We start from the raw sequence: 17,455 nt of genomic DNA on the forward strand, positions 1-17,455 counted from the left end.
CCGTCTGTGCTGCGAAGCTCCCTTTAACACAGGGCTTCATTGGTTTGGCATTATTATTGTTTTGGCCGCTGGTAAAACGGGGTTTTCACCACTTTGGCCGGAATGCGCTTGTGGCGGATCTCAACCTCCACTTCCTGTCCCAGATCAGCATACGCTCTGTCTATAAGAACCAGCCCTACATTCTTCTTCAAAGTAGGGGATTGGGTCCCGGTGGTGACATGGCCAACTTGTGTCTCCCCAACGAAGACCGGATAACCATGACGCGGGATGCCCCTTCCGATCATCTCGATTCCGACCAGTTTGCGGGGGGCCCCGTTTTCTTTCTGGTCTTTGAGCGTCTCTTTGCCGATAAAATCAACCTCTTTGTCCACCTTTACGGCAAAGCCGATCCCCGCTTCAATCGGCGTAATATCCGGGCCCAGTTCGTTGCCGTACAGAGGCAGACGAGCTTCAAAGCGCAAGGTATCCCTGGCGCCCAGCCCACAGGGCAGCACCCCATGATCCTTGCCGGCTTCCATAATCTTCTCCCACAGATCGATGGCATCCCTGGAGTCCAGGTAAATTTCAAAGCCGTCTTCTCCCGTATACCCGGTACGGGACATAAGGGCCTTAACACCATCTAAATCGACGTCTTCTTTAAAGCGAAAAAATTTAATTTGGCCTAAGTCTTCTTTTGTTATCATTTGCAAAACAGATTCAGCCACCGGTCCCTGCAGCGCCAGTTGGGCCACTTCAGCCGAAATATTTTTGATTTCAACGTCGCTTTCCACATGTTTTTGTAACCAATCCACATCCTTCTCAATGTTGGCTGCATTAATCACCAGGAGGTAATCATCCTCTGCCTTGCGGTAAATCAGCAAATCATCCACAGTTCCTCCGTCAGGATAACACATGGCCGTATACTGTGCTTGACCGTCAACCAGGCGGGAGACATCATTGGTCACCATCTTCTGCAAAAAGGTCAGGGCATCCCGTCCCTTGACCGTCACCTCACCCATATGGGATACGTCAAACAACCCCGCTTTGGTACGTACCGCCTCGTGCTCCTCTTTGATACTGCTAAATTGGACAGGCAATTCCCAGCCACCAAAATCAATGGTTTTAGCACCATATTTCTCATAAATTGGATAGAGTGGCGTCCTGCGCAAACCAGCCACAGCATCCACCTCCTATATTCTGCTCATTGTAATAACTCTGCTCTTTTTCCTCATTCCCCTTTATCCCTGTTGATTGCACAGAAAAAGGACAGCACAACCAAGCCCTTAACGGATGAAGGGTAACTTGGTCTCTGTCCTTGAACCTGAGAGTTTGCCCTGTTACCGGGTTTCCCCTTTGGTGGTTCAGCACCTGCTTGTAAGACAGCTTGCTGTAAACTGGCCTGGATAAATTGGTCGGGTGGGTGGCTTTAAACGGTGCTGAACGCTCTCCAGAGATGCGTCCTGTAAGAGTCTTTTTGCCTGAGAGATTCACCCGGCCGGGCTTGCTCCTTCGGCGCTACCCTAAGGTAGTCTCTCCCCTTACAGTCATTCGCCCATTTGAACTTGTTATAAGTATCAGATGTTCCGTTTATACTAAGTGATACCTGTCTGTCAGAGTTCTATGTTAATCGTACCACGATCACAACAAGATTTCCACCTCAAAAGTGATAAGGGGAGTGGACACAGATGAACATCCCCATCTATTTTAAACATGACTGGCTTCCTACCTTGGAACAGAAAATCAAGGATGATGGACCCTGGGATAAGCTTGATTTGTTCCAACTGGCCTTACAAGCTGAAAAAAGCTTAATGATTCCTGACTTTGATTCTCTGGCTTGTCTCGATCATCTGCCCAATTTAACGCCTTACCCCCACCAGATAGAGGCAGCCAAAAAAGTGTTGACCGAGATGCATGGCCGGGCCATTTTGGCTGATGAAGTGGGACTGGGCAAAACGATCGAGGCCGGGTTGATTTTAAAAGAGTATATGGTGCGGGGGCTGGTCAAAAAGGCCCTGATTCTCGTGCCCGCCTCCCTGGTCATCCAATGGACCAAGGAATTGACCCAAAAATTGGCCATCCCAGCCGTAGCCCAAAAAAAGGAGTATATGTGGAAGCAGTGTGATATTCTCGTCGCTTCGATTGATACAGCCAAGCGTCCTCCCCACCGTGAGCATGTCCTGGAGCAGGAATACGACATGATCATTGTTGATGAAGCCCACAAGCTTAAAAACCCAAAATCTAAGAATTATGAGTTTATGCTGCAGTTAAAGAAAAAATATTGTCTATTGCTCACTGCCACCCCTGTCCAAAATGAAATAAGCGAGTTGTTTCACCTGGTCTCCCTCCTGCGCCCTGGTGTTTTGGGTGATGCTCCGGCTTTTCAGAAACATTATGTAAAGGGCAAACGCCAAACCAAAAACAACGAGCAACTGCAAGCGCTGCTCTCTAAAGTGATGATCCGCAACATGCGCAAGGACGGAGGGGTCCATTTTACCAAGCGGTTTGTCCATAATATTTACCTGGATCTCTCTCCTGAGGAAAAAACATTGTATGATGCCGTCACCCGTTTTGTACGGGAACATTATCAGCAGGAATTGGGCATCGCCAACATTTTTTCCTTGATCACACTCCAAAAAGAAGTCTGCTCCAGCAAAGAAGCTACGTTCCTTACCTTGTACAACATGTTTCAAAAATGCGGCGAACTTTCTCCCTTACGGCAAAAAATCTGGGAGCTTATTTCATTAATCAAAAAGATTGAAACCCATACCAAAGCCCAGAAAATGGTCGAGCTAATTAAGGATATTGGGGATAAAGTGATTGTCTTTACCGAATACCGGGCCACACAAGACTACCTGCAACGCATCTTGTATGAACACGGCATTACATCAGTCCCCTTCAGGGGTGGTTTCAGGCGCAACAAAAAGGATTGGATGACCGAGTTGTTTGAAAAGCGGGCTCAAGTTTTGATTGCCACCGAAGCTGGTGGTGAAGGCATCAACCTGCAGTTTTGCAACCATATTATTAATTACGACCTCCCGTGGAATCCCATGCGTGTTGAACAACGAATTGGACGGGTGCACCGTTTAGGCCAAAAAAGGGATGTGTACATCTACAACCTGTCCACCAAAGGTACCATCGAAGCGTATATTTTACATTTACTGTACGAAAAAATTAATCTGTTTGAAATGGTGATCGGGGAGCTGGACGAGATCATTGACCGTCTAGAGCTCAATCAATCCCTTGAGGATAACTTGACCGATATTGTCTTGAAATCAGAATCCACACGTGAAATGGAAATAAAATTAGAGAACTTGTCTCATTATATCCAATCGGTTCAAGGCAGAATCAAAAACCAAGCACAAATAAGTGCAGAACAGGGGGAGTCTGTATGACCAGTGAAGAGCTGTATCGCTATGTGGAGCAATATGTACAGGCACAAGAATGCACCATTATTGACAAAGGGCCTGCCCATCTGACCGTTCAATTGTCTGTGCAGGCCGATAAGGATATTATGGAACGTCATTATTATTGGATGTTTGTGGAGCGGACCGGTGCTGAACCGGAACCGATGACCATCACCTTCTGTTTTGATCCGGAACAGATGCCAGATAACACCGGCAGCCGCACCGAATTGATTCATTTCGGGTGCTGGCGCCTGCATCAGATCTTTCAGTCCTGTCAAAAGCACGGCCAGTTTATCCGCCTGTATGAAGAAGTATCACAATCCTCTTCCACCCGCGGACTCACCCCGTGGATTTGTATCAATTATAAAATTTCTTTTATCAGTGATCAGAAAAAAGATTTATTTTATCCCCTGGGCTTTAACCTGATCAACGGGGAAATTATGGCCCCCTTTGACCAAGTGCTGGATCAATACCGTTTAACACCCAAAATTCCTGACTACCATTTTACAATAACGCCCATTTTTTCCCTTAAGTCTGCGCTGAAGCGGATTGAAATGTATCTCCATGATTACCTTGATTGCCTGGACAAAACATGGGCCCAAGAGGCCAACGCACGCTTAGATAACGAGGCACAACTGATCCGTACTTTTTTCCAACAAAGCCATCATGAGGAAGAAGTGTTACAGAGGCGGTTGGAGGAAATTGAGGAATACCGACCCAAAATTGAAGTGATTCCTATTAATATGGGCTTGTTTTACCTGAAAACCCATCCCCGAACAAAGCTGAATGTCATATGAACTAAAAGGTCTCGAATTCTGTCCATAAAAAAGAACAGGACACACCGGGATAACATGTTCCCAGAGGGGTCCTGTTCATGCTTATGCTTTTAACCATTTATTCAAGGGAGGCATTTTACCCACAAGCTGTACCAGCGGACGCAACAACATGTTTAAAGCAGCCGGAACCATGCCAAACCAATGGACATGCCACTCGCCACGCTGCACCTTCCGCATGTGCTTCCGTTTCTTCCGTTCATCGCTGGGAGTGTCCATATACTTCACCAATGTTTGGGTTAAAAATTTAATGAGTTCCTGCGAGGACATGCTGTCACCCTCCTTCATTATCAGCATACCCCGACACGGTTCCAGTTATACGTCAGCTTGATCGCCAGTGACGAATCGCCGCCGCGATGTCTTGGACGATCTCTTCCACAGATTTGCCTTGGGTTTCAATGATCACATCTGCTTGACGGTAGTAGGGCAAACGGGCTTCATATTTGCACTTCATGGCCTCAAGCTGGGTACCGTCCCATAACGGGCGCTGACTGTCCCTCTTCAGCCTGTCGACAATGGTATCAAACGGAACGTGCAGGTAAATGCTGATGCCTAATTTTTTTAACCAACGCCGGTTTTCTTCCTGAATGGGCATACCTCCACCCGTCGTTATAACCAACAGTTCAGACGCTGGTTGGTTCCGCTGGACTTGGTGCCACAAATCCTCTAAAAACTGGGTCTCCAACTGCCGGAAGTAACTTTCCCCATAACGTTGAAAAATGTCGGGTATGGTTAGTTTTGCTTGTTTTTCAATTTCCGTATCGCTGTCAATCCATTTCCAGGCATATCTTTGGGCCAAGGCCCGGCCGATCGTACTCTTGCCAGCTCCCATAAATCCCCAGATAGTCATACAGTTCATAACAAAACCCCTTTTCCTGGGCCATGCGGACAGGTGATAGGCCCTCGTCTTTTTGAACCCCAAAAGTGCCTCTTGAGTAATCTATAACAGATCCGATAATATTAATAAAGTAAAAATAAAAAAACGTAAAGGATTGCGAGGGATCCCTTGTGCTGTCCCAAGAGGATATTAAAACTGCCCGTCAAGTGGTGAGTGCCATTGCCCATACGACCCCCCTTGATTTTTCACATACATACAGCACATTGACCAATAACGAGGTTTATTTAAAATTGGAAAATTTACAAAAAACTGGGTCATTCAAGATCCGAGGGGCCTACAACAAACTGATGTCATTGACAGCAGCGGAAAAAAAACGGGGAGTGGTGGCTGCTTCAGCCGGCAATCATGCTCAAGGGGTAGCCTATAGCAGCAGCCGGGCTCAAATCAACTGTACGGTAGTGATGCCGGAAGGTGCCCCTTTGGCCAAGGTGGAAGCCACTAAAAACTACGGGGCTAACGTGATTTTGCATGGGCACACCTTTGATGAAGCCCTTGCTTTTGCCCAGATGCAACAGCAACAAACAGGCGCTGTGTTTGTTCACGCCTTCGATGACCCCCACGTCATCGCTGGTCAGGGAACCATTGGACTTGAAATTTTGGAGCAGCTTCCCAATGTGGACAGCATCGTCTGCCCCATTGGAGGCGGAGGGCTTATTGCGGGTATTGCCCTTGCGGTAAAAGCATCTCATCCTCACATTAAGGTGTACGGTGTCCAAGCAGCCCAGTGTCCCAGCATGCTCTCGTCACTGAATGCCCAGCAGCTTGTGCAAGTCACCACCCAAGGGACGATCGCCGATGGCATCGCAGTCAAAAGACCTGGGAAATTAACTTTTGACCTTGTACAACAATATGTAGACGATGTGGTGACCGTAAGTGAAGATGAGATCGCCCGTACCATGCTGTATTTGTTGGAGAGGAGCAAATTACTGGTTGAAGGCTCCGGTGCGGTGAGTTTGGCGGCCCTGTTAAACGGTAAGCTCAACCTAAAGCAACAAAAAGTGGCTGTGATTATTAGCGGCGGCAATGTGGATATTACTTTTGTCTCCCGGATAATTGAACTGGGACTGATTGAAGCGGGGCGTTATCTCAGTATTGTTACAGTTGTACCGGACCGGCCCGGAAACCTGAGCCGCCTGCTGACCCTGTTGGCGGACCTGAAAGCAAACGTCATCTCCGTTAACCATTATCGTATCAGCCCCCGTCTCAAACCTGGCCAAACAGAAATTGAGATCGCTATGGAGACAAGGGACCATAAGCATATCAAGGCGATCGAGACTAAGCTTACTGAAAGTGGCTATCATTTCATAAAGAAAGTATAATGGATGAGTTGACCTCATTTAGTTCTGTGTTACAAATTTCGCCAGGCGGTGATTTCCCCTGTTCCAAGATCAACAGTCACTCTCACTCTCCTTTTGACGTCACTGTCTTTGACCTGTGCTTCAACGGTGAGGACCACATCCTCACCAATCTCTGTTACTTGATTAATGGTTACTGTGCCATCTTCCAGATCGATGACCCTCTCCGTTATCCTTGCTGTGCTATTACCTGCTTGATTTTGACGCTCTTCCGCTGTCCAGATCACCACTGCTGATAAAACCATATTTTGCGCTCGCACATCCAGTTCCTTAGCCCGGATGATCTGCGCTTGATAAACATGGGTACTAAGCAGATGGGTGAGAATAAGAAACAAGAACAGGGAAGCGACCATGACCCAATATAAAGCATAACCTTCTTCCTTGTTCCAGCTCACACTTCCCATTGTCATTCATTCCCCTTTTACCGCTCGTAATCCTATCCAGCGTTGGGTGTGAAACAGCTGTCCATCCTTCTCTAGAGTTATATCAATGCTAAAGAGTTGGTTGTTAACCGGCGAAAATGAAACTTGCTTGACAAATTGACACATCACAACATGCCCCTCACTATTTAATTGGCGTCTGATCACATCACCATGCTTTTCATAAGTGATCCGGTCACTTTCATCGAAGAAAAGTATACGCTGACCTTCTATACTGTACTCCTGTGCCTGCTGTACTTCCCGTTCAAACTGCTGAAAGAAAATTTGGGCCTCCCTTTCTAAAGGCAATGCACTCTGCCATGATTGGGACACGGCAAGAAAATAATTCAACACTGGAAATACTAATAGACACACAATGCCAAGCAACCCCATATACACCATCAGTTCAATTAAGGTTAATCCTTGCTGTTTCTGCAGACAACAAACACTAACCTGTTCTTGTTCCCTGCCTCTCCCAGCGTAGTCCACTCAATCTCTACCTTTCCTTCTTCCCAATTGACCTGCTTGTCCAGGTGCCACCTAACCTGAAACTGATGCTCCTGAAGTATAATCTCCCGTTCTGTTTCCTCGTCATCAATAAAACCAGCTCGAAAACGCTCCATCTCATTTTGGGCTATATCAAGTGCTAAACTCTTGTGCTGCTGTTCGATTCTTTTTTCCTGCAAAACTTGCCACATCGGAAACAGCATGGCACAGACTAGGGAAAAAACGAACAAGGCGATGATCACTTCAACCAGAAAAAAACCCTGTTGGCGACGCGCCACCGGCTTACTCCACCCGATAACGCCCCGAGGCCAGTTGAAAAATATATGTCCTTGTTTCCGTCCCGTTTGGCGTTTCATAGTGGAAAAACAACCGTCCTCCCTGGCTGATGTGTCCATGCCGATTAAAATGGAAACGATTGCGGGAAAAATTGGTGCTTAAGGAAACCCCATCTGGAAATCTGCGCACAACAATGGTATCCCCATCCCTATAGCGAACAAGATAAAGCCTGTTCACCGGGTTAAACTCCAATTCAACAACACGCAGCTCTGTTATCGCTGCCTGTTGGGCGAGTACCAAGTCATTCTCCAGCTGTTGAAAAAATTCTTCCTTCTCCAGACGCTGGTGGGGAGAATGATACGCCGGAATAACCATCATGATAAGGATTGAAAAAATAGCCAAAACCATCAACATCTCCGCTAGGGCTAAACCGTCCTGGGATAAAGGTCTTGCTTTAAGCATGGGTATCGTTTAACCCCCGATTGAATCTATTCGCCATTAGTTGACTTATCGTGATATGCACACGTTACGCTTCCATCCTCGTTAATGGAGTAAGCCGTCGTATCTTCCGGTTTAAGCGGACATCTGGGAATTTCTTTAAGATAATTGCTCTGAACCAAATCATTCACCGAAGGATACTGATGATTATTTTCCAGATAGTACGTCTCTGCTTGTGCTTCAATCATCTGCTTATTGGCATCACATGCCTTTTGCTGGGCTTGGACACCTGAATCGGTTAAGTTGGGAATAATAACCAGCAACAAGGCACCAATAATAAACAAAACGATCAACATCTCAATTAAGGTAAACCCCCCTTCCTTATGCCTTGAACCGATTCTGTTCAATTTCATCTCTCAACACTCCCATTGATTCTTAATGAAATAGCTAGATTAAGATTAACTCCCTTTCACTTTACAAGGCTTCTATTAACTGAAAGACAGGTCTAAACAAAGCCAGAAACAAATAGGAGGTCACCAAGCCAACCACTAAGAGTAATACAGGTTCAATCCACTTTAGCTGCTCCAGCCAACGGTCAAGCACCTCCGATTCCAAATATTGTCCGTAAGTAACCAACTGCTGGGCCAATTGTCCATTTTTCTCCGCATGATAGACAACTGCACTTAACTCCGGAACAAACAAACTTTCCTGTTTCAAAGCTTCAGACAAGCGTTTTCCCTGCATCAATGCTTCCTCAATGTGTTTCAGTGTTGTTTTAAGGTGTTGTGAACTTGTTGTATGTATCACTTTGTGTATAGCATGAAAAAGAGGGACATTGGCTTGCAATAAATAACCTAGCTGGCTGCAAAACATAATGGTAAAAAAGATCTTTGACCAGCGCTTGATCCTTGGACAGCGGGCCACGGCCTGGGCCATTCTGTCTTGTACCACTCCCTTTTTCCAGCTGATCAGCACAGCACTGAAAACAAGCAACAGGCTGAAAATAATAGGAACAAAATGCTGTTCCACAGTGCCGACAAAAGAGAGGATGATTGTGGTAGACATGGGCACGTCAATATTATAGACATCAAACATATATGAGAATTGTGGAATGACCACTTGAAAGAGAAGATAGGCAATTAAAAGGAGTACAACAAACAAGATAAACGGATATGTTAATGCTTTACGCAGCTCAGCTTTAAACCGGAGTTGACGCCGTTTCCACTCACTGGCCTTCTCAAGTGCATGAGCTAAGTTGCCATGTGTCTCTGCCTGGGCAATCATCAACACCACATCTGTGGAAAATGAACTTTTGTGAAACGCCTCCATTAAAGACATCCCGGCTGAGATCATGTATTCTAACCGTTTGATGACATCCCTTTCCTTACCTTGGCATGAAGAAAACATAACATCCAAGGCTTGCAAAAAGGAATAACCCTGACTCAGCAATTGCCCCAGACGGGTTAAAAGTCTCTCCTGCTCCTTTAAGGAAAGACGTTGATCATTCCTGGCAAACATGTCCCGCACCTCACACTTGAAACGTGCCATGAAAATGTTGATCTGCTAACAAGGATCCCCAACACTCTTCTGTTGTCGTCAAATCTATGGCCTGATAACGGATCAATTGCTGCCCAAGAGATGCTATTTTTAGCTGAGCAGCAGCCTGGCGCAGACGCTCCTCTTCTCCCCCTTGATGGATGACTATTCTGATTTCCTTTAAAATTGGGAGCATTTCAAAAACCCCCCTGCGGCCATAGTAACCTGTATAAAAACATTGATAACAGCCTTGGCCATAGCAAGTTAAGCACCGCAGCCGAAACAATCGTTGGGAAATTACGCCAATCAGAGCACTAGCCACATAATAAGGTTTGATACCCATTTCCAGCAAGCGGACAATTGCTCCCACGGTGTCATAAGTATGAAGCGTGGACAGGACGAGATGACCTGTAAGGGCGGCACGAACCGCAATTTCTGCTGTTTCTTCATCCCTGATTTCGCCCACAAAGATCACATCAGGATCTTGGCGCAACATAGCCCGTAACCCTTTGGCAAAAGTCAAACCGTAGTGAGGATTGACTTGCACTTGTGTCAAGCCCGGAATTCGCATTTCCACCGGATCTTCCAGACTGCAAATATTCTTGTCTTTTTGCTCCGCTAACACTTCAAGGATTTTATACAAAGTGGTGGTTTTTCCCGATCCCGTTGGCCCGGTAATTAGAAAAAGACCATGTGGAAGCTGAATGAGACGCTTAAGGTGTTCATACTGCTGAGGTGTAAATCCCAGGTGAGCTAAGGCGAGGCGTTCTTGCTGCAGAGGAAAAATACGGATGACCAGTTTCTCGCCATAAATAGTGGGCATGGTGGATAATCTGAGCTGAAGCCGGTCTTGGTTAAAAGTATGATACAACGCACCATCCTGGGGAACTCTTGTTTCACCAATATCCATGTCGGCGATAAATTTCAGTCTGGTGACCATGGCTTTCAACTGCTCTAGCGTGATGTTTTGCCAAAAGATCAAACGGCCGTCAATCCGAAACTTGATCTGCGCTTGATTTTCCTGAGGCTGCAGGTGAATATCACTTGCCCTGCGCCGAATAGCCATATCCAGCATCTTGTTGACGGCATGACTAATATCTACTCCATCCCCATCCCTCCTTCCTGACTGTACTAAAAATAGTTCTTTCGACGCATAATCCCATTTTCCTTCAACAATTCGTATATTTTTTAAATTTTTTCCACAATATTTTTCGACAAAAGGAGAGTAGTTCACTTAGACATTGCATTAGCCGGTAATTTTTCTTCCTTTGTCGTTAAATAAATAGCAATTAATACAAATCCTATCCCCATTAGATGGTAATATGAAAAAATTTCTTTTAAAAAAAAAGCCGAAAGAATGACCGAGCTTATAGGTAATGCACTCGTTAGTACACCCACTTTATTTGCAGGTATTTTTTCAATGCCTTGATACATAAGAATAAAAGCCAAAACGGTTACAATAATACCAAAATAAAGGATAAGCCCCCACTCTTTAAAAGAAATATTATAAAAATTTGTCCGATTAATATCATAAAGAGCCAATGGAAAAAACAGGATAGTCCCAAAAACGGATACATACGTAGAAATTGCTAGCGGGCTTAACCTCTGTGAAACTGATTTACCTAAAATAATAAATAAAGCTTCTCCAATTACGGCACCGATAATAAGGGTATTACCCAAGATTGGGAGTGCCCCCCGTTCTAATTCTGTAAAAACATCAGAAATATTAAGAATCAACACTCCGGAAACAGCAAACAAAATACCAATGACAGTATGACTATTCAGCTTTTCCTTTAGAATTAGCAAACTCAAAAGAGCAACAATAGCGGGCAATGCACTTGTAATGATGCCTGCTTCCATTGCCGTTGTAAACTTCAAGCCATAAAGCATAAAAATACTAAATAAAAATACACCTGTTAGAGATTGTAAAAAGAGAATGAATAAATCATTCTTATTTACCAAGGGAATACCCTCTTTTACAATCAATAATGGAACTAGTATGATTGATGCAACTAAAAACCTTAATTCTGAGGCAATAAATATAGGGATACTTTGTACCATGACTTTTCCTGCCACAACTGAGCTGCCAACAATAACCATAGCAGTCATCACTTTGAAATATGCTATAGCTCTATCGCTCATGAGATTCACCTTCATTCTTCAATAATAACGATCGGCTTCAATGATAGAGGTGTTTTTTTTCAAATTAAAGGAAGGAAAGTATTAGTTCATAAATTTTTGGACTCGGCTTATATGTTCTTACTTGTTCAGCTGAAAAAATATAATCAAAAGCAATACCGAAATGTACTTGCATTTACAAATAATGCGTAGTCCAGAGTTTTCCTTGTTATTTCTTCAAAGCTTATGAACTCTTTTTCTAATGAATTATGAATAATCATGTATTCATATTGTTTACTTCTCCATGTCTGAAATATGGATCTTAAATCTTTACCATGGAGTTCCTCAATTTTTTGCATCATTGGTAGAAAAGTACCTTGAATATCACCAAGAGCACTAAAAACATCAAACGTAATAAGACGATATTTCATATTCCTCTCTCCTTTTTCCAATTAATTTTGTCAAGTAAATGGGATATTCTTATAGGTTCTTTTACTAGGTAACAGTTACCATAAATGTTATCACATTTCCTATTGAGATTTGAAACGACACATGCCAGCCGATGGTCATACTCTTAACATGACTATACCTGCCATCACGCAGGTTAGAGCCCCAACCTGCAGCAGAGACAAACGCTCTCTTAATAACCAAACGGATAAAATAGCAACAACCATGCTGTTGGTGGCAAACACAGGAGATACAATGCTGGCCGGTCCGGTGGATAAGGCATGGGCATATAACTGCATTCCTGCAAACGAAAAAATGCCTGCCACCATACCACAATAAAAACCAAACCGTGTGAGCCGGTTATCATCGTCAAATCCCCTTTGTTCCCGCTTCATCATCCACCACGACCACAAGGTACCGAACAAGTAAGCGTAAAAGAGAACCAGCGTGTTGTTTAAATCCCACTCTTCCGTTATTTTTAATCCCCCGTTCCGTAAAAAGAAAAGCAAAGTGGCCAGGAAGACCAGCCCATACCACCTCCTGTCTCTGATAGACAGGGACTCCTGTGGATCAAGGGGCAGCAAGCTGACGGCCACGACCAGCAGCAAGATGGCGGCCACTTCAAACACGGATAACACTTCATCATAAACCCAAACGGACATGATGACCACCCAGACAATGTTCAGATTTACGAAGGGTGAGGTTAAACTGGCCGGGCCCAGCTCCAGGGCTTTCATAAACAACCAATTCCCCCATGTTGAACCAATACCAACCACTAGGCCAGCAAGGATCAGCCAGCCGTTGAGGCTGAATTTCCCATCAACCGCCATGATGAAAGCAAAGCCCATACTTCCGCTTAGATACAGTCCAAATAATAGATGGTTCAAAGCGGCGTGGCGGGTGGAACCAAATTTCATGGTGAATCCGGCTAAACCAAAAATGAGAGCACTTAACAAAGCAGCAACGAACCACATCTGCAAAACCCTTCCTAATCTATACTGAGACCATATATTTATGCAGAAATCACGACCACTGCCTGCTTCGTCTAAAGGCAACCACATTCATTAGTAAAACATATGGAATATTTCCCGAGCAAGCGCAAAAACTGCATTATTTCGCCATGCTTTCACCATTGGTTAACACAAAATATGTATAATCATGTCAATGCCTGACAAAACTAGGGGGAAAATACGTATGAAAGGATGATAAGTATGAGCAGACGTCTGTGTTGTTTATTGGCAACTCTCTTGTTTGGCTTTGTCCTGATCACATGTAACCTAACTGTGGCCCATGCGGAAAAGGATCAACATCAAGCTCAGCAGGAGCAAGATTATGAAAAATGGGGACGTTTGGCTGTTGAAGTTATCAAGGATGCTTACCCCCAGGCTGAACTTGTGGACTACCAATACATCGGGCGGGAAGATATCTCTCCCACCATTGAACAACAATCATTTAAACTGGTGCTTAGACAAAACGGAAGGGAATTCCCCATTACAGTCAAAATTCAGTATGAAAAAGAGACCGAACGAGTGACTTCCATCACCTTTGAGCAAGCTCAATAACACCAATAAGCACCAATCAAACCGAAAGGACTATAAAAATGCCTGCGGATCATGGATCCCAGGCATTTTTTGTCTAACATTCTTCGGCAGTCATTCTTCCAGCAGTGAACGTTTACATGAAAAATTATGGCCTGGCACCCTTTATTTGCATTCCTCTCTATTTTCGTTCGCCATTATCCCCCGTTTCTATCTCATTATCCTCATAGGTGATCCAATCGCTCCAGCTGCCCACATACAGTTTAGGATGCAAACCAACTTCATGGAAAGCCACAATATTGGCACAGGCCGTCACTCCTGAACCACAATAGACGATGAGTTCCTTATCTTTTTGGTCAAGGTAGCGGGACAAGCGCTGCCGCTGTGCTTCCGGTGTTTTCCAAGACCCGTCTTTCGCCAATCCTTCCATCCAAAACTCATTAACCGCACCAGGAATGTGGCCGCCCACACGATCGATAGGCTCCTGTTCACCTGTATAACGTTCCTTGGCCCGGGCATCAATGAAGATGACGTCAGGATCGTGCAACTTTTGTTTGACCTCCTCCATGGCAGCAATCATGTCCTGATTAGGCTTTGCTGTAAACTGAGCGGGCGTTGGCTGGATCACTTCATCCGTCACGGGGTAACCCTCGTTTTTCCAAGCAGAATAAGGCTTCTCCAGCAAGTATGCACAATCATGGCCCACGTATTTTAACATCCACCACAAGCGGGCGGCCATGGCACCGCCTTGATCGTCATAAGCGACAACCGTTTTGGTCTCGTCGATCCCCGCTCGCCCAAGTTTGTCCGCAAAAGTGTCCAAATCGGGTAAAGGGTGGCGGCCGCCATGTTCTTTAACTGGACCAGACAAGTCTTTTTCCAAATCAAAATAAACAGCACGGGGAATATGATCATGCTGGTAGCTTTCAGCCCCTGCTTCTGGCTGACCCAAAACAAAGCGGCAATCGGCTATGATCACCTGGGGATCATCCAGACGGAACTTTAACCATTCAAAAGAGACAGTGGTCTTGCTGCTCATTTTAAGCCCACCCCCAACGCTTGTTTTACTTTAGTTAAGGTCTGTTGAGCTGTCTCACGGGCTTTTTGGGCGCCTTCCTCCAGCACCCGGTCCAGTTCGGAAGAGGGATAAATGTCATGGAACCTCTCTTGAATGGGGCGCAAGCCGTCAATGACCACTTCTGCCAATTCTTTTTTGAATTGGCCATAGCCGCTGCCTTTAAAGTGCTGCTCCACCTCTGCCATGGTTTGGCCGGTAAACTGTGCATAGATGGTCATCAGATTGCTGATGGCCGCTTTTTCCTCCGGATCAAAGCGAATCTCATGACCTGAATCAGTTACGGCCCGCTTGATTTTCTTTTCAATCACTTTGGGTTCGTCCAGCAGGGAGATGTAGCTGTTTTCATTGGGATTGCTTTTGCTCATCTTGCTAGTGGGATCATCCAGAGACATAATCCGGGCACCAAATGAGGCAATCATCGGTTCAGGGATAACAAACACTTCTCCATAGCGGTGGTTGAAGCGTTCCGCAAGGTCCCGGGTCAGTTCAATATGCTGTTTCTGATCTTCTCCCACGGGCACATGGGTGGCCTGATACAGCAGGATATCGGCGGCTTGCAGGGAAGGATAAGTAAACAATCCCACAGGAATACTTTTCATTTTTTTGGACTTGTCCTTGTACTGGGTCATGCGCTCCAGCTCACCCATGTGGGACTGGCAGATCATAATCCAGCCCAGCTCCGTGTGCTGGGGAACGTCCGATTGGGTAAACAGGGTCACCTTTTGGGGATCCAGTCCCACGGCCAAGTATAAAGCGGCCAAGCGGCGGATATTGTCTTTAAGTTCCTGCGGATCCTGCGGCACGGTAATGGCATGATAGTCCACAATGCAGAAATAGCAGTCGGCCTCATCTTGCAAACGGACAAAGTGCTGCATCGCACCCAAGTAGTTGCCGATGGTTAACAGTCCGCTGGGTTGAATGCCAGACAATATGGTCTTCACTTCACTCATCGTTTGATCCTCCTCTTTCATCAATATCCATACAAAAAAGGGGTCATCATCCTGGTAAAGGACGAGGAACCCCGCGGTGCCACCTTTATTAGTCCGGCTTAAAGGCTAAGATAAAATAAAAACCATGTATCATAAACAATCAAGTGCCGAACTCACTTTTTTCATGCACAGCTCAGAAGTCCATTTCAGTAACATGCCCCGCTGGTTCGCACCACCCACCAGCTCTCTTGAGTGCCAAGCTATGTTACCTACTGCGCTTCGTCATTGCTTGCCCGTATGATTTTTTACATATTCTACTAAAGGCGTTGAAAAAAATCAAGTATCCGATAATTCCTGCACAATGGCCACGAACAGCTCAGCAGCTTTATTTAATTCCTCAATGGGCATCCGTTCCTGTTTCGTATGTATGTTTTGGTACCCAACAGCCAGGTTGACAGTGGGAATGCCGTAACCGGAAATCACATTGGCATCAGATCCTCCCCCGCTCTCGATCAACTTGGGTGTCCGGCCTATTGTTTGCACTGCTTTTTTTGCCACTTGAACCACAGGATCTGCCTCACTAAAACGGAAAGCAGGATACATAATGTCAATGTCCACATCTGCAGTGGTGCCATTGGCTTGTGCTGCTTCTTCAAAACAACGTTTCATGATTTGCACCTGTTTGTCCAGTTTTTCCGGCTGCCGGCTGCGGGCTTCCGCTAAAATATGCACCAGATCACAGACCACATTAGTGGCTTGACCGCCTTCAAAGCGGCCGATATTAGCTGTGGTTTCATGGTCAATCCGCCCCAGAGGCATCTTGGCAATCGCCTGGCTGGCCACTTGGATGGCACTGATACCATCCTCGGGATTAACCCCGGCATGAGCCGATTTACCATACACGGTGACATGCAGCTTGGCCTGAGTGGGTGCCGCGACAATGATGTTACCTACTGGACCGTTACTGTCCAGGGCAAAACCAAAGTCAGCGCGGAGCAAACTGGTGTCCAGGGCCTTGGAACCGACCAAGCCCGATTCTTCGCCCACTGTCAAAACGAATTGGATCTCGCCATGGGGAATGTTGTTTTCTTTTAACACTTTTATTCCTTCCAGTAAAACAGCCAGGCCTGCTTTGTCGTCACTGCCCAAAATCGTTGTTCCGTCACTGACCACATAGCCATCTTTTACGGAAGGCTTCACACCTTTGCCTGGTGCCACCGTATCCATATGTGCTGTAAAGTAGATGGTGGGCAGCGGGCCAGCCGCGGTTCCTTTCAGTGTGGCCACTAAGTTTCCAGCGCCATGTCCCGTTACTTGTTGGCTGTTATCTTCCACTACATCCAAACCCAGAGCAGCCAACTTCTTTTTGAGCACATCACAAATCTGGCGTTCGTGCTTGGTCTCACTGTCGGTTTGCACCAGTTCCAAAAACTCATTTAACAAACGGGTTTCATTGATCATCCTGCTGCGCCTCCTTCTCTTGCCGTGCTTCCTTGCTGCGCTTCCGGCGGCGCTCCAGGTGCTGTTTGCTGCAACCCAGCAAAGTTTTTCGCCCCGTGTGGCGCCACGACGTTTGTTCATTGGGATTAACAAGAAAACTAACCTGATATTTATTCAACAATTTAGGGAGCGGAACTTGTGAGCGTTCCCTCCCAATATAGTAGACCATGAGTGGTTTTTTGGGCAACTCCAATCACCTG

21 protein-coding genes and 2 riboswitches are annotated in these 17,455 nt (G+C 45.7%); of the genes, 4 read left to right on the forward strand and 17 right to left on the reverse strand.

The features are described from left to right. Positions 1-53: 53 nt before the first annotated feature. Complete coding sequence (gcvT, locus tag J2S00_RS02265) at positions 54-1,157, reverse strand: glycine cleavage system aminomethyltransferase GcvT (RefSeq protein WP_307334955.1); 1,104 nt, start codon at positions 1,155-1,157, stop codon at positions 54-56. Between the two features lie 128 nt (positions 1,158-1,285). Beyond that, positions 1,286-1,433, reverse strand: a riboswitch (glycine riboswitch). A 2-nt stretch (positions 1,434-1,435) separates the two neighbouring features. Next, positions 1,436-1,527, reverse strand: a riboswitch (glycine riboswitch). A 137-nt stretch (positions 1,528-1,664) separates the two neighbouring features. Between gcvT and J2S00_RS02270 the strand changes: the two genes are divergently transcribed. Then, complete coding sequence (locus tag J2S00_RS02270) at positions 1,665-3,371, forward strand: DEAD/DEAH box helicase (RefSeq protein ID WP_307334957.1); 1,707 nt, start codon at positions 1,665-1,667, stop codon at positions 3,369-3,371. Next, a complete protein-coding gene (locus J2S00_RS02275; RefSeq protein WP_307334959.1) occupies positions 3,368-4,180 on the forward strand; it encodes a YqhG family protein in 813 nt (270 codons plus the stop codon). The genes J2S00_RS02270 and J2S00_RS02275 overlap by 4 nt, the downstream gene beginning before the upstream one ends. Before the next feature lie 81 nt (positions 4,181-4,261). On the opposite strand, the gene J2S00_RS02280 is transcribed toward J2S00_RS02275, so the two are convergent. Beyond that, the gene (locus J2S00_RS02280; RefSeq protein ID WP_307334961.1) at positions 4,262-4,486 is read right to left on the reverse strand and encodes a YqzE family protein; all 225 of its coding nucleotides are present in this window, start codon (positions 4,484-4,486) and stop codon (positions 4,262-4,264) included. Positions 4,487-4,538: 52 nt separating this feature from the next. Beyond that, a complete protein-coding gene (locus tag J2S00_RS02285) occupies positions 4,539-5,075 on the reverse strand; it encodes a shikimate kinase (protein WP_307334963.1) in 537 nt (178 codons plus the stop codon). Positions 5,076-5,224: 149 nt separating this feature from the next. Here J2S00_RS02285 and ilvA point away from each other — a divergent pair, with 149 nt between their 5' ends. Further along, a complete protein-coding gene (ilvA, locus tag J2S00_RS02290) occupies positions 5,225-6,433 on the forward strand; it encodes a threonine ammonia-lyase (protein WP_307334964.1) in 1,209 nt (402 codons plus the stop codon). Positions 6,434-6,462: 29 nt separating this feature from the next. Here the strand turns inward: ilvA and J2S00_RS02295 are convergent, their stop codons facing one another. The 10 genes from J2S00_RS02295 to J2S00_RS02340 all read right to left on the reverse strand — a co-directional run bounded on the left by J2S00_RS02295 (position 6,463) and on the right by J2S00_RS02340 (position 13,184). Then, on the reverse strand, positions 6,463-6,873 hold the full coding sequence (locus J2S00_RS02295; protein ID WP_307334965.1) for a hypothetical protein: 411 nt from the start codon (positions 6,871-6,873) through the stop codon (positions 6,463-6,465). 6 nt (positions 6,874-6,879) lie between these two features. Next, on the reverse strand, positions 6,880-7,239 hold the full coding sequence (locus tag J2S00_RS02300) for a ComGF family competence protein (RefSeq protein WP_307334966.1): 360 nt from the start codon (positions 7,237-7,239) through the stop codon (positions 6,880-6,882). Positions 7,240-7,304: 65 nt separating this feature from the next. Beyond that, positions 7,305-7,673, reverse strand: a complete 369-nt coding sequence (locus tag J2S00_RS02305; protein ID WP_307334967.1) for a prepilin-type N-terminal cleavage/methylation domain-containing protein — start codon at positions 7,671-7,673, stop codon at positions 7,305-7,307. 4 nt (positions 7,674-7,677) lie between these two features. Next, positions 7,678-8,133: a competence type IV pilus minor pilin ComGD gene (comGD, locus tag J2S00_RS02310; protein WP_307334968.1), complete on the reverse strand. Its 456-nt coding sequence runs from the start codon at positions 8,131-8,133 to the stop codon at positions 7,678-7,680. A 26-nt stretch (positions 8,134-8,159) separates the two neighbouring features. Next, entirely contained in the window at positions 8,160-8,522 is a 363-nt protein-coding gene (gene comGC / locus J2S00_RS02315; protein ID WP_307334969.1) for a competence type IV pilus major pilin ComGC, read from the reverse strand. Between the two features lie 61 nt (positions 8,523-8,583). Further along, entirely contained in the window at positions 8,584-9,657 is a 1,074-nt protein-coding gene (locus tag J2S00_RS02320) for a type II secretion system F family protein (RefSeq protein ID WP_307334970.1), read from the reverse strand. Beyond that, positions 9,638-10,879 (reverse strand): competence type IV pilus ATPase ComGA, encoded by a 1,242-nt coding sequence (gene comGA, locus J2S00_RS02325; protein ID WP_307334971.1) that lies wholly within the window; start codon positions 10,877-10,879, stop codon positions 9,638-9,640. The genes J2S00_RS02320 and comGA overlap by 20 nt, the downstream gene beginning before the upstream one ends. Continuing rightward, the gene (locus tag J2S00_RS02330; RefSeq protein WP_307334972.1) at positions 10,876-11,787 is read right to left on the reverse strand and encodes a DMT family transporter; all 912 of its coding nucleotides are present in this window, start codon (positions 11,785-11,787) and stop codon (positions 10,876-10,878) included. The genes comGA and J2S00_RS02330 overlap by 4 nt, the downstream gene beginning before the upstream one ends. 143 nt (positions 11,788-11,930) lie before the next feature. Continuing rightward, the gene (locus J2S00_RS02335) at positions 11,931-12,194 is read right to left on the reverse strand and encodes an HAD family hydrolase (protein ID WP_307334973.1); all 264 of its coding nucleotides are present in this window, start codon (positions 12,192-12,194) and stop codon (positions 11,931-11,933) included. A gap of 135 nt (positions 12,195-12,329) precedes the next feature. Further along, positions 12,330-13,184, reverse strand: a complete 855-nt coding sequence (locus J2S00_RS02340) for a DMT family transporter (RefSeq protein ID WP_307334975.1) — start codon at positions 13,182-13,184, stop codon at positions 12,330-12,332. A 237-nt stretch (positions 13,185-13,421) separates the two neighbouring features. Between J2S00_RS02340 and J2S00_RS02345 the strand changes: the two genes are divergently transcribed. Then, positions 13,422-13,772, forward strand: a complete 351-nt coding sequence (locus J2S00_RS02345) for a DUF3889 domain-containing protein (RefSeq protein WP_307334977.1) — start codon at positions 13,422-13,424, stop codon at positions 13,770-13,772. A gap of 157 nt (positions 13,773-13,929) precedes the next feature. Here J2S00_RS02345 and J2S00_RS02350 read toward each other — a convergent pair whose 3' ends face one another. The 4 genes from J2S00_RS02350 to J2S00_RS02365 form a co-directional block, all read right to left on the reverse strand. Next, positions 13,930-14,787, reverse strand: coding sequence for a sulfurtransferase (locus tag J2S00_RS02350; RefSeq protein ID WP_307334980.1), 858 nt, complete (start codon positions 14,785-14,787; stop codon positions 13,930-13,932). Further along, positions 14,784-15,767 (reverse strand): tryptophan--tRNA ligase, encoded by a 984-nt coding sequence (gene trpS, locus J2S00_RS02355; protein WP_307335223.1) that lies wholly within the window; start codon positions 15,765-15,767, stop codon positions 14,784-14,786. The genes J2S00_RS02350 and trpS overlap by 4 nt, the downstream gene beginning before the upstream one ends. 324 nt (positions 15,768-16,091) lie before the next feature. Then, on the reverse strand, positions 16,092-17,216 hold the full coding sequence (locus tag J2S00_RS02360) for a M20/M25/M40 family metallo-hydrolase (protein ID WP_307334982.1): 1,125 nt from the start codon (positions 17,214-17,216) through the stop codon (positions 16,092-16,094). Next, positions 17,206-17,442 (reverse strand): hypothetical protein, encoded by a 237-nt coding sequence (locus J2S00_RS02365; protein WP_307334984.1) that lies wholly within the window; start codon positions 17,440-17,442, stop codon positions 17,206-17,208. The genes J2S00_RS02360 and J2S00_RS02365 overlap by 11 nt, the downstream gene beginning before the upstream one ends. Positions 17,443-17,455 lie beyond the last annotated feature (13 nt).

It is taken from the genome of Caldalkalibacillus uzonensis (assembly GCF_030814135.1).
GTDB classification, from domain to species: Bacteria; Bacillota; Bacilli; order Caldalkalibacillales; family Caldalkalibacillaceae; genus Caldalkalibacillus; species Caldalkalibacillus uzonensis.